Origin of the sequence: Candidatus Thiodiazotropha sp. CDECU1 (genome assembly GCF_963455295.1) — a bacterium.
Taxonomy (GTDB): Bacteria; Pseudomonadota; Gammaproteobacteria; order Chromatiales; family Chromatiaceae; genus Thiodiazotropha.
Map to the genome: position 1 here is coordinate 1,154,737 of NZ_OY734020.1, position 13,098 is coordinate 1,167,834.

10 protein-coding genes are annotated in these 13,098 nt (G+C 54.4%); 5 read left to right on the forward strand and 5 right to left on the reverse strand.

Features of this window, described 5'->3' with window-relative positions:
* Nucleotides 1-2: 2 nt before the first annotated feature.
* Nucleotides 3-530 (reverse strand): AraC family transcriptional regulator, encoded by a 528-nt coding sequence (locus tag R2K28_RS05320; RefSeq protein WP_316368332.1) that lies wholly within the window; start codon nt 528-530, stop codon nt 3-5.
* 312 nt (nt 531-842) lie between these two features.
* Here R2K28_RS05320 and R2K28_RS05325 point away from each other — a divergent pair, with 312 nt between their 5' ends.
* On the forward strand, nt 843-1,871 hold the full coding sequence (locus R2K28_RS05325; RefSeq protein ID WP_316368333.1) for a DUF3187 family protein: 1,029 nt from the start codon (nt 843-845) through the stop codon (nt 1,869-1,871).
* Nucleotides 1,872-1,951: 80 nt separating this feature from the next.
* On the opposite strand, the gene lgt is transcribed toward R2K28_RS05325, so the two are convergent.
* The 4 genes from lgt to R2K28_RS05345 form a co-directional block, all read right to left on the reverse strand.
* On the reverse strand, nt 1,952-2,746 hold the full coding sequence (gene lgt / locus R2K28_RS05330) for a prolipoprotein diacylglyceryl transferase (RefSeq protein ID WP_316368334.1): 795 nt from the start codon (nt 2,744-2,746) through the stop codon (nt 1,952-1,954).
* Nucleotides 2,747-2,867: 121 nt separating this feature from the next.
* Nucleotides 2,868-4,439, reverse strand: a complete 1,572-nt coding sequence (locus R2K28_RS05335; protein ID WP_316368335.1) for a hypothetical protein — start codon at nt 4,437-4,439, stop codon at nt 2,868-2,870.
* A 67-nt stretch (nt 4,440-4,506) separates the two neighbouring features.
* Nucleotides 4,507-6,981: a LamG domain-containing protein gene (locus tag R2K28_RS05340; RefSeq protein ID WP_316368336.1), complete on the reverse strand. Its 2,475-nt coding sequence runs from the start codon at nt 6,979-6,981 to the stop codon at nt 4,507-4,509.
* 10 nt (nt 6,982-6,991) lie between these two features.
* On the reverse strand, nt 6,992-8,155 hold the full coding sequence (locus R2K28_RS05345; RefSeq protein WP_316368337.1) for a hypothetical protein: 1,164 nt from the start codon (nt 8,153-8,155) through the stop codon (nt 6,992-6,994).
* A gap of 380 nt (nt 8,156-8,535) precedes the next feature.
* On the opposite strand from R2K28_RS05345, the gene R2K28_RS05350 reads away from it, so the two are divergent.
* From R2K28_RS05350 to R2K28_RS05365, 4 genes are read left to right on the forward strand one after another with little or no spacing between them, the layout of a single operon-like run.
* Complete coding sequence (locus R2K28_RS05350; RefSeq protein ID WP_316368338.1) at nt 8,536-11,169, forward strand: hypothetical protein; 2,634 nt, start codon at nt 8,536-8,538, stop codon at nt 11,167-11,169.
* 59 nt (nt 11,170-11,228) lie between these two features.
* The gene (locus tag R2K28_RS05355) at nt 11,229-11,927 is read left to right on the forward strand and encodes an outer membrane beta-barrel protein (protein WP_316368339.1); all 699 of its coding nucleotides are present in this window, start codon (nt 11,229-11,231) and stop codon (nt 11,925-11,927) included.
* A gap of 41 nt (nt 11,928-11,968) precedes the next feature.
* Nucleotides 11,969-12,559 carry an outer membrane beta-barrel domain-containing protein gene (locus R2K28_RS05360; RefSeq protein ID WP_316368340.1) on the forward strand — a complete coding sequence of 197 codons (591 nt, stop codon included), beginning with the start codon at nt 11,969-11,971 and terminating at the stop codon, nt 12,557-12,559.
* 4 nt (nt 12,560-12,563) lie between these two features.
* Nucleotides 12,564-13,085, forward strand: a complete 522-nt coding sequence (locus R2K28_RS05365) for a TlpA family protein disulfide reductase (RefSeq protein ID WP_316368341.1) — start codon at nt 12,564-12,566, stop codon at nt 13,083-13,085.
* Nucleotides 13,086-13,098 lie beyond the last annotated feature (13 nt).

Below are 13,098 nucleotides of genomic sequence, written 5' to 3' on the forward strand. Positions count from 1 at the left end.
TATCACTCCCACTCCCGGACTTCGAAGTCCGGCTGTTGCAAGGCGACACTGTCAACGATCTTTAACTCCAGGTATTTCGGGCCGATCCCTTTGTTGAAACTGACAGTCGCACCCCGTTTGTAATCTCTTCCCTTCGGACCGACCCCGGTGAAGAAGGCAACCAGTTCATGCTCGCCTGCCTTGAGATTTCCCAGATAGAGCCGTTGCACACCCCCCCGTTGCAGGGCTTTGACCTCGCGTTCTGTATAGAGGTGGTTGGTGAGCTCCTTGTTATCGATATGCAGTTGCACAGAGTCAAGCTTGAAGTAGTTGCCGATATCCAGGGAGAGGAAGATGGATACCTGTGTATTTCCTGGGAATAGTAGTTCCTCCTCCAGGATGAAGAGTTCGCGATTGAGTTGGATAACAGCCTTTTTCAGATCCTCGACCTGTGTATCAAGTCCCTTACCCTTATCACTCAAGGGCTCAGCAGAGAGAGAGAAACCGAGGCAGCACAGGAGTAGAATTGCATTTCGGATTAAGGTCTTCAAGATATTGATTCCCAGAACATTTTAAGCAGCATCATGAAACAATAAATCTATATGAATTAATGCGTTGCGTTTGCGATCATAGTCACAGGTTGAAATGTAAAGTTGGTATTTTATGCCCAAATGTCATGATAGGTTATGTGAATTATATTCGCCACACACTCGGCATTGTAATGATAATGCCCGGACCGGCTAAAGACTAGTGGACAATTTATGTGACTATGTAATTGAATTTGTTATGTTTTGTATTTGTTAAATTGAGTCTGCAGGTGGTGTCGGTATTGGATGCCTGTGGATAAACTTCGAGGATCGATCTTGATAGCCAACTTGCGTACTGCTTTTTATATCATCCTGTTGGGATCTCTTCCCTGTTACCCGGCACTCGCTGAGAGTGGACACGTCGATCCATTCCATGTACGCAATATGAACCCGTTTACTCAGATCTTTGGTCTGCCCACGGCCAGCTCATCCCATCTCCTGGCCAGGCATGAATCCTATCTGCAGTTGAATGGGGATGTGGCCAACAATTCCATACAGAGTGACTCTGATGGCGAGCGGATCAGGCTGGATGGGGAGACCTACAGGATGGCACTCATATGGAAGCGGGGGATTGCCGAGGATTGGCAGATTGGAATTGAACTGCCATACCTGATTCATTATGAAGGCGCGATGGATGGCATGATTGAGAATTGGCACGATATCTTCGGATTGTCCAATGCAGATCGTGAAGACTGGCCCAGGAATCGCCTGGTGTATCGTTATGAAAATAACGAGGGTGAGCAGGTGCTGGTCAATCGAAACCGGAATGGGGTAGGGGATCTGGTGCTCTCCCTATCCCATGCACCGGTATGGGATCTCGGCAGCCACAGGCGAATAGCCCTGCATGCAAGCCTCAAGCTGCCTACCGGAGATGCGGATGAACTGCTGGGAAGCGGGTCTGTGGACCTGGCGCTCTGGGTAAGCGGCTGGGAGCAGAGAAGCGTCTGGCGCTGGCCGCTGGAAATCTATGGGCAGGCGGGGGTCCTGCTAAAAGGCGAAGCTGATCTATTACAGGATTTACAGCGGGATGTGGTTTTTTTCGGTGCCTTGGGGCTAGGTTGGCGAGCATATAACTGGTTGGATCTGAAGGCACAGGTCGATGCCCACTCTTCCCATTATGACAGCGATCTTGATCAACTCGGTGGAGCTGCCTTGCTGCTGACGGTTGGTGGCTCAATCCACCTGGATGGGGATTCCCGGCGTATCGATATCTCAATCGGGGAAAATCTCACCACCGATACGGTGCCGGATTTTATGATTAATCTGGCCTATGTACACGATTTTGACTTCGCGCAAAATCCCTAGGTCCGTGCAGTGCATGCAACATATCAGGGCCTGATACTACATTTTGCTATCTGCAATCGAGGTTCAAGGTGCAAGGTTCTTCAAGTGAGGTTATTGCGGGACCTTAGCGTCAGCATAAGCAGTATGCATCCTGCCAAGATGAAGGGAATGCTCAACAATTGTCCGGTGTTTACCCAATGATCCATAGCATAGGCCGCCTGTTTATCCTTGACGAACTCAATCGCGAACCTTGAACTGAATACGCTGACCAGGAAGACGCCAAACAAGAATCCCGGTGTAGGGGGGGTTTTACTGCGTTGGTAGAGGATCAATAAGAGCAGGAAAATTGTGGCATAGGCGATGGCTTCATAGAGTTGAGCCGGGTGTCTCGGCAAGTTATCGATGCGCTTAAATACGATCGCCCAAGGCAGCGACGTTTCCACGCCGTAGATCTCTGAGTTGAACATATTGCCTAGGCGTATGAAAACCCCGGCGAGGGCTGTGGGGATGGCGAATCTGTCCAGCAGCCAGAGATAGGATTCCGATGTCTGACGTTTATACAGATAGAGGGCTAGCATGACCCCCAAACCACCCCCATGGCTTGCCAGGCCCCCCTCCCAGATTGCAAGCATCTTCAATGGGTGGGTGAGATAATAGGTAGGATCGTAGAAGAGGCAATGTCCCAGCCGGGCACCGACAATGGTGCCGATCACCAGGTAGAGTGAAAGTCGCTCAAGGGATTGGGTATCGCGTCCCTCGCGCTGGTAGATCCAGTGGATGATTTGGTATCCCAGTAGATAGGCAGTTGCGAAGAGTGCGCCGTACCATCGGATATCGATGCCGGCAAATGAGAAAAGCGTGGGATCAGCGTTCCAGATGATGTAATCGTGAGCCAATTGCTCCATCCTGCTCAATAGGCCTTATGGGTGGTGGTAAGTCACAGGCCGATGATTCTAATCAATCCGATGACTGAATGGCAGTCTTAAATCCGGGGCCCATTGGCGGGCCCCAATTCAGTTATATGATTGGATTGAATGCAGTCAAGCTATCCAACATGGTGTTATTGCCAAGGCTGGTACCGAACAGGGTGTTGAACTGACCCTGTTCACCATGTAGTGCCAGGTAGTTCAGTGCCACGGTCAGTACCAATTGATTGACGTTGTTGGCAGCTGGACTGGAACCGTTGTCCACTGAACCGTCGGCGGAAAAGTAGCCGATCTGCTGATGTTGCAGCTGTTCATCGGCGGAAGCCCCCGCAAGCACCGGTTGCCCCCCGGGGTTGTATACCAGGAAGAAAGAAGCGGCAGTGGATTGGTTGTCACCGGTCCAGACTCCCTTGCCACGCCCATCTGCTGAGTTGTCGATGGTACCGTTGCTGGAGACCGAGCCGTCACTGAAGACATAGAGCATCAGTGGCATACCGATGCGCGCCGCGTATTCAATGCAGGCACCCATGCAGCGTCCGGCTCGCAGATCACGGACCTCACCCACGGCACGGTCGCCGGTGTGGTAGTCGTAACCGCCCATGGTGATGGTGCCGGCACCGGCATAGCCGTTGATGACCAGTTTCATGACCGACGCGGTCTTGCGGAACTCGCCGTCGTTGTCGAACTCATCCTGGGTGAAGATCGGACCGATGATGTCGGTGTCGGCGGTAACATCGAGGGCGGCTGGATCACCATAGCGGTCCACCAGGTCGGCACTCTTGACATAACCGCAGCGAATCAGCTCTTTGACCACATCGTCGGTGGTGATGCCGGTATTGACACTATTCAGCTTCATATCGGAGATCCGCTGTATCGCTTCCATAACCGCAACGGCATCGGCCTGATCGAACATGCCCACCAACTTACCGGTATCCACCAGGCCGGTCGTGTCGCTGGGCCGGTCGACCTTGGTGGGACGCACGGCGGGGTCGATCTGATCCGCCGGGGCCACTGAATTACCGCCGGAATCGGAGCTGCGGGATCCTATCAGGGTCAACAATTCACCGTCGGCACCGCAGCGGTTGATGGCATACATGGGATTATGGGGATTGTTGCCGGTGTCGTTCTCCGACCGGGCCGGTATGATGGCCCCATTGATGCTGGCGCGATTGACTGCCGATACCTTTTCCAGGATGCCGCGCAAAAAGGCGCTGTCCGAATGGAAGGCGAGGCCCAGCTCAGTGTTGATGAAGTCACTCAGTCCGCTATCCGGGTTGGTGATCGGTGGCACCATATCGCCCGGCAGGCCGAGACGGTTGTAACCGGCAGTGGTGAGAAAGTCGAATTGGCCACCCTGGCCTCCCGTCAGTACATTGGAGCCGGCGATATTGGCCCCGCCTGCGAGATCGAAGCAGATAAAGGGGATCTTACCGCCACCGAGGGTATCTATGCCGCAGATGTTCTTCAAGGCCTCCAGATCGGATGAGAGGGCGGCCCTGGCTTCGCCGGGGTTGGCGAACAGGCCGAAGAGTGAAGGGGTGGTGACAGCGCCCAAGCCTGCCATCAGACCCTGACGGATAAAATCCCGGCGTGTCACCGGACGTGGATGATCCGGGTATAGCAGCGGGGCATCAGGAGAGAGGTTCTTCACTTTTCTGCGCATGATATCTTTACCGTTTGTCACACAGACTATTAACTGAGGCGTATTGCCTATCCATTAAAACCATTACCTATTGGAGTAGCACAACGGCGCTACCAAGCAGCGAGGCACAGGCAGCTTTGGTCGCCTTTTCTGTGCGGTCCGCTTCACATGTGCCGCTACACCTGGCCAGTCCCACGCTACCTGTCAACAGGTTCATCAGTTCGCCCTCAACCAGAGATGGTGCAGGTTGGGTGGACAACTGCTCACCCATGAACTGACTCATCAGTGGCGCGACCACCTGGTTCTGCCAGGTGGCGCTCTGAATGTCATTGGCATTGGTGTTGAAGTCGAAACCGGGAAACATCGCGGCACGCAGTGTGGTGTCGTCAACCATTGAACTGCAATACTCAATCGCCAATTGTGATACCGCCACTTGATGGGACGAGAGGAATCCATTGATATCTTCCGACGATGGCAGCTGCTGCCTGATAGTGGTATAGGTGGTCTGTACCGATTCCAGGGAGGGGCTGACACCCGTCAGAGATGCCATGGTGGCGTTTATCTCATCAAAGGTGCGGAGTCCGATCTCCGATACAGGTTCACCATCTGCCGGTTCCGCCGGAGGCAGTACAGCCGGTTCGGTGTAGACGTTGGTATGTGATCCAAGCCGCTCGAAGGTGAGGAAAAACTCGTCGCTATCGGAACCCTTCTCGGAGGGGATGGTGGTTGCCATGGTCGACAATAACTGACCATTGGCCGTGTATTCGCTGTCATTGATGGTTGTCGCCAAACGTGCGTAGGCCTGTCCCACGGCCGCCTCTTTGCCATTGATACCGATACGCATGCCCTCGAGTGGGATTGAACCCGGCATGACGCTTTCGTCCAGGCTGATAAACTTGGGTTGACGGAAAAGATAGCTGTAGTTGTCGTACTGGCTGACCTCAAACATGACATAACTCTGAGGCAGATTGAGCAGGTCGGTGACATTGAAGAGTAAGAAATATTTCTCGCCCACACCGGCATCGAAATTCTGTTTGACCTGCTCTGCATTCAGTGCCCGGTTGTGGATCGCCAACAAGCGTATCTTACCTGCCCAGGGTCGGTCGCTGGAGGCCTCATTGCCCAGTACCAGGGCATAGCTGTCATCCCAATCGTTCAGATTGCCGGGGGCGGTTTCGTCAAGGTCGTCGGTAAACACCCCATCCACATACAGGCGTCGCCCGTTTTCAGGATCGAAGGTGGCCACCACATGCTGTTCTGTCGCCTGCAGATCTTCATCATCGTCAGAGGTGGAGTGGGCGGGTTCGCCATTACCGTCGGTGGTGCTGGAACGATGCAGGTGGTTGTAGTTGTAGAGGGTCTGACCGAGGGTGACGTTACGCACATCGGTACCGGCAGAGTAGCTGATAATCCGCGCGGGTCCCTCCTGGGTGACATTGGCTGGAACCACCCAGGCCTCAACGGTGTATTCACCGGTGGCTTGAATCAATTGTGAGATCTTGCGGCTGTCACCGGTACTGCCTTGGGCCTTACCATCGCTAAAGTCGAGGCCCCAGCCCTCAACCCAGGTGACCCCGCCACTGATACTCAGGTTGATAGCGGGATCGACGCCACTGGTATCGTAGGCGATACTGCCGCTACCTGTCTTGAACTCAAACAAAGCGATGACGGCGTTCTCGTAGCGGCTGCCACCACTGGCCACGGTCCCTTCCGGAAGACTCAAGGCGCTGCTCACCACCAGTGCCGGGTCGATGGGGGTGGGTGAGATGTTGCTGGCCATCTGGTCAATGGCGCCCTGCATCTCCAGGGAGTTGGCGGTGCAGTCGTCCCAGCAGTTGTGGAGTTCGATCAGACGTTGTACCAGGCGGGAGTTGGCCGGCGTATCCAGATCGATCGAGGTCTTGACTGCGGTATAGGCAACATTGCTGTCCGCAGTGGCGAAGAAGGGCGACTGTGGGGCGGCTGCATCTTCGACATGACATTCTGAACAGTAATCTGTCAGCAACGGGTGTACATAGGTTGCAAACAGGCTGGGATCGTCGGGAAAGGACTTGCTTTCGCCGATAACCTTGTTGGGTGGTGCTTCGAGTTCGATTTGCCGTCCACCTCCGGCACCGTCGCCTACCCAGGATTCTATATAGTTGGTGATGATGGTGGCGCAAGCAGAGTCACTGGCCTCCCAGCAGTTGTGTCCATTCGCAACCTTGGTGACCAGGGAGGATTGGTCTGGTTCCGCTCTGTTGACATGGGGATTGGCTGCCTCGTAGGCCTGATTGACATCATCTTCACGCACGAATAGCGGTGCCTGACCCCCGGCATTGTGGCAGGAGCCGCAGCGATTTTCCGCCCGCAGGGGTTCCCATACACTCACCCGGAAGCCTTGGATGTCAGAGGTGCGGGCGGCAGGTCCAGTGTAAGTACTGGTGGAAACCGTGGTAGGTTGGAGGCTTTCGGTACTGACCCCGTCCTGACAGCCCTGTATGCCGAAGATTGTGGATACGGAAAGGGTGATGGCGATTAATCTTCCCACCCATCCATCATGCTGTTGTGTGTAGTTCTGCATGGTCACTGACTCAATCCCCTGCGCAATAGACGGCGGTTTCAGCGAATACGCGTTTCATGTTGTAGTCGGTTTTGAAGTTGCTGGTGATTTCTGCGATCCGGGTGCGATCGGCGCTGTCCACGGGCGCGCGCAGGCAGACTGCCTGGAAGGCCTTGGTGACCTGGCATTCGGCGAATGCATGCGAGTTGGCTAACTCCTCACCCATGGATTTGGCGCCTACTCCGGACCCAGGCAGGTTGGGATCCCAACCCAGCACTGAATTCGGCCCCTCCCGCCAATAGTTATCCCATCGGTCATCAGGCGTGATATAGCCATTCTTGAAGACACTGCTGTTGATCAGATATTTGGGCTGCACGCTGTCGGGGGTGTAGACAAGGCGGCCTCCCTCCATGTCGTCTTCGGGATACTCGTAGTCATAGTAGGCGTAGGCCTGGGCCAGGGGCGCCATGCCGGCATGGCATCCCAGGCAGTTGTTGAACCATACCCGGCTATCCCCCCCGGGACTGCGGGTGGCGTCCTGACGGATCCGGTCTGCGGGTCGCGTCGGGTCCTTGATCTCCTCAAGCACCTTGCACATGTGATTGAGCAGGGTGAAACTGAACATGGCCCGATTGGTGCCGTCAATGAAAAACGCCCTGGCGGCAGCACGGGTGCTGATGACCCCGGCGGTCCCTTCCACAGGTAGACCTGTCACGCTCGACTGTGTGGTTTGTTGTAGGACATCCTTGAGGTTCAGGCCCTGGCTCTCCATGGCCTCATAGTGGTCGTTATTGCTGTTGGAGTAGGCAGGTGCATTACTACCCACATACAGGATGTCTGCGGAGAGGAGCTGGTTGAAAGGTACCTCGTCTCTCACCATACCGATGACGGTGGCGCTATAGTCATTCAGCGCTGCGAAGGGTGTCATCTCCTCGTTGGTCCAGGGGGTGGCCCAGTTCTTCAGTGTGACATTGTAGAAATCGGGATGCTCGGTAGCGAGCATGGCAGCTGCCAGGGGATCATTGTTGGTTTCTATCTCTGTGACCATTTGCGCCAGGGTGGCGGTAGACGGTGGCACGCCGGCAATCCGGTCGTGTATGCGTTTTGCCTGTTCGCGGGGCCCTGCCGACACCATGACACTGAAGAGAGCGAGCAGAGTGAGAGTTAGAAACAGCTGTGGTTTATTAGGAAGCAAAATACTATCTTTGTACTGACCCTGAAATGACATGATGAACGTGCCCCTGTATCCATCTTTGTGACTTACCTCGAAGCTGCCTTCGAGCCACATGTATCGTTTCCTTTCTTCTATATCTTTCCCAATTTTTGTCAATCCGAAGTGGTGAATACGTGACCTCTGTTTTTTAAGGGTGTGAACTCGCGCACTGATTGGTCACTTCGATGAGGTAGACTCTCAAGTCCATGATTTTACTAGTCGATAGCACGAGTCAATACTCGTCCTGAGCAGTTTTTGATGATGTCCCCTGGTTACACCTTGGGCGGGTGGACGGACGGGGCAGGCATACACGGCTCGATCAGATCTTAAAGATCGGATTTCCAGGAGGATCCAAGCTACAGATGAAACTGGTTAATCCCATAATGATGCTTCCAAGTCTGTTTGCCCTGTTGCTCATCCTCGGTCTGTATGGATGCGGTGGTGGAAGCAGCCAGGAACAGGATCCGGTAGTTGTGGATTACCCTGTGGCGTATGTGAAGCGTCCGATTACAGAGACAACCAACACCGACATCCGCGTCAGTCAGTTCAGCGAGGCGGGTGGAGACCTCTACCTGAAGGACTACGCTGCAGCTGGGGCTGAAGAGCTCAACCTGACAGGATCGGTAACTGATGGTGAGGGTGATGTCAGGGATGTCAGTGTCTCATTTGACGGAACCAAATTACTCTTTTCTCTCAGGCTTCCCCTCATCGAGGATGCCGAGCCCGAAGATCAGCCGACATGGAATATCTGGGAGTATGACATTCCCAGTGAATCCTTGAGTCGCGTCATCGTTTCGGATATCACTGCGGAAGACGGGCATGACCGCTTTCCTCAATATCTGCCCGACGGGCGCATCGTCTTCTCTTCCACCAGACAGCGCCTTGCCAAGGCTCGATTACTGGATGAGGGCAAGCCCCAATATCTCGCTATGGAGCGGTCGGTTGACGAGCCCGCCATGGTGCTGCATGTCATGAACAGTGACGGTACCAATCTTACGCAGATCTCGTTCAACCGCAGCCATGACTTCTCTCCCAGCGTTCTCGCCAATGGCCAGGTTGTGTTCAGTCGCTGGGACAATGCCGATGGCAATAATGCCATTCATCTCTACCGTATGAATCCTGATGGCACTGAGATGGAGCTGCTGTACGGATTGAACAGCCACGATTCCGGAACCGGAGGCAGCACGGTGCAGTTTCTGCGTCCGATCGAGATGCCGGACGGCCGTATTCTGGCACTGGTGTTGCCTTTCGATGGTACCAATGAGGGCGGCGACCTGGTGCTGATAGACAGTACCAACTATGTGGACAACGACCAGCCTACATGGGAAAACATGGGTCTGACCGGCCCGGCGCAGTCTCAGGCGACCACCCTCCAGGTCTCCACTGACGGGAGTCTGTCGAGGGGGGGGCAGCTGCGCAGCGCCTACCCAATGTTCGACGGGACGGATCGAATGGTGATCAGCTGGAACCAGTGTCGGGCCTTGGAAGACGATGTCATCGTTCCCTGCACAGAGGAGCGTCTCGCCAATCCCGATACAGAAGCTGCACCACCTCTCTACGGCCTGTTTATCTATGACGGCGATGAGGGGACCCAGCAACCGATCGTCAAGCCGCAAGAGGGCATCATCTACACAGATGCGGTGGTGGCGGTGGCGCGTAGCGTGCCGACTATTCGCCACGACAAGACTGCAGGTATCGATCTTGATCCGACCCTGGTGTCAGATCAGGCCGGGTTGCTGCATATTCGCAGTGTCTATGACCTGGATGGGGTTGACGTGGCAGATCCCGACATTGCTACCCTCGCGGATCCGGCACAAACACGGGCAGATCAACGTCCGGCAAGGTTTCTGCGCCTGATCAAGCAGGTAACCATACCCGATGATGATGTGCTCGATTTTCCCAACAGTGCGTTTGGCGCAACCACCCAGTTTGGTATGCGCGAGGTGATCGGTTACACACCCATCGAACCCGATGGATCGGTACAGGTGAAGGTGCCTGCCAATGTACCCGTCAGTTTCAGTATCCTGGATGCGGATGGACAACGGGTCGATCAACCCCATACATTCTGGCTCCAGTTCAGGCCGGGAGAGGTGGTGACTTGTGGTGGTTGTCATGCTGCGGACAGTCCGCTTACCCATGGACGTTTGAGTGCCGCGCCACCCAGTGTCAACAGTGGCGGTACAGCCAGTGGTGTACCCTTCCCCAATGCCAATCCTGAGCTTTGGAGCGATTTCGGCGAGACCATGGCACAGACACGCAATCGTCTTCAGTGCAGTGCCAGTGCTTGTGATCCCAGCATGGACTTGTTGTTTACCGATGTCTGGACCGACCCGGCCATGCGGGAGCCGGATGCAGAGTTCAGCTATCGCTACGCAGATCTGGAAACCCAGTCACCCATGAGTGACCCTGTCTGCAGCAGCGATTGGACTGTGTTTTGTCGTGCGGTGATACATTACGAAGATCATATTCATCCCTTATGGTCTCTACCGCGACCGGTATTCGATGCCACGGATACTCAAATCGATGACCATACCTGTACCCTGTGTCATGATACGGACGATGACGGTGTGACGGTGGTGCCGGATGGTCAACTGGATCTGACTGATGGTGCATCCGAAGACGAGCCTGATCACTTCGCCGCCTATCGGGAGCTGCTCTTTAGCGACAACGAGCAAGAGGTGGTGGATGGTCTTCTGGTTGATATTCTGGTGCCGCAATTGGATGAAAATGGCCAGCAACTCTATGAAACCGATGAGAACGGTGCATTGGTACTGGATGCAGATGGCAATCCGATTCCACTACCTGACGTACCGGTCCAGGTGCCTCCCTCGATGCAGGCGGGTTCGGCAAGTGGCGGCCGTTTCCTAAGCTTGTTTGATCCAGGTGGTGTTCATGCGGGTTATCTGAGTGATGCGGAGAAAAAACTGATTACTGAATGGCTTGATATAGGCGCTCAGTATTACAATGACCCCTTCATGGCACCAGTGGATGATTGAGTTTGAGATTTTTTAGGTTAAAGCGGTACCTGTGGACGAGCTGGTTATTGATCTGGCTGATGCCTGCAATCTGTTTAGCGGATGAAGAGTATCTACGGGTTCAGGTGACGGCCCCCTACATCGAAATGCACACAGGACCGGGGGAGACCTATCCCATCGTCCAGGTGGCGGAAAGGATGGAGTGGGTCGAGATTCGAAAGCGTCGTACCGATTGGTTCCAAGTGGTCACGCGCCGGGGCCGATCGGGTTGGGTCAGCCTTGAACAGATGCGCCGCACCCAAACCTCGGATGGAGAGCCGCTGCAGCTGGCATCCTATTCACAGGACGACTTCAGGGACAGGGATTGGGAGTTCGGTTTCTATGGGGGTGACATGGAGGGCGCCACCCTACTTGGTTTGTATGGCGGTTACTCGTTCAATGAAAATCTCTCCACTGAACTCAGTTTTTCCCAGGCCTTGGGGGATTTCTCAAGCGAATACCTGTTTGACGTCAACTTGCTTTCCCAACCCTTTCCCGAGTGGACCTACAGTCCCTTCTTCACTTTGGGAGGGGGCGTGATTCGTACCGAGCCCAAGTCCACATTGGTTCAGGCTGAGGATCGCACCGACACTACGGCCCATGTAGGCGTTGGCTTACGTGTCTATCTGACGCGGCGTTTTTTTCTGCGTGGAGAGTTTCGCCACTACACCGCATTTACCAGTCGTGAAGACAACGAGGAATTTGACCAGTGGAAAATCGGACTCGGTTTCTTTTTCTGAACCCAGCGCTGCTTGTGATGGCGTGGATCATGATGCCTTGCATGGCAGCAGAACCTATCGGAGAGGGCCTGCGTGAGGAGTTGCTTATTGAACCTGAGATTGCGCGCAGGGAGATCGTGGAACCCGAAATCGATACCGAGGACTTCGAGATAGGGTTCTATGTCGGGCTGATGAGTATCGAGGATTTCGGCACCAGTGGTGTGTTTGGCGCCCGCTTCGCCTATCACCTCACGGACTCCATATTCGTTGAGGCGGCGGTCGGCACCACCGAGGCCAACGAGACCAGTTTTGAACTCCTGGGTGGTGATATTCAGCTGCTCACCGATGATGAACGTGATTTTACCTATTACAACCTCTCGGTGGGGTACAACCTGCTTCCCGGTGAGGTGTTTTTGGGTGGCAAGTATGCCTTCAACAGTCAGTTCTATCTGATTGGCGGTGCCGGTAGCACCCGCTTTGCAGGGGATGATGAGTTTACTGTCAACCTGGGTGCTGGCTATCGCCTCTTGATCAATGATTGGCTAACCCTGCATCTCGATGCCAGGGATCATATGTTTGAATCAGACCTGTTGGGTGAATCGAAGACAATTCACAACTTCGAGCTGCACGCTGGCCTGACCTACTTCTTTTGAGGGAATGATGATGTTAAGTAAACGCCAGATACGAAGTCGATTGCACCAGCTGATCCTGGCCGGCCTGTTATCCATGGCTTGTGGCTATGCCGCTGCAGCCAATCAGACGCCCATGGCTCCAGATTTCACCCTCAAGAGTCGCGAGGGGGTGAATATAAAACTGAGTGAGCTGAGAGGCCAGGTGGTGATGGTTAATTTTTGGGCATCCTGGTGTGGTCCCTGTCGTCAGGAGATGCCCCTGTTGCAGCAGTTGTTCGATCGCTATCAATCCCTGGGATTTTCCTTGCTGGGGGTGAATGTGGATGAAGACAAGAAGGCTGCGGACAAGATGTTGAGCGATCTGCCGGTGAGCTTCCCCATCCTCTACGATGACCGTAGCCAGGTGAGTAAGGAGTACCAGGTTAAAGCGATGCCGAGCACCTTCATGGTCGACAGGGACGGGCGGATACGTTATCTGCATAAGGGATACAAACCTGGCTACGAGGAAGAGTACCAACAGCAGATCCGTGAGCTGCTGCGTGAGTAATCATTGAATTAAA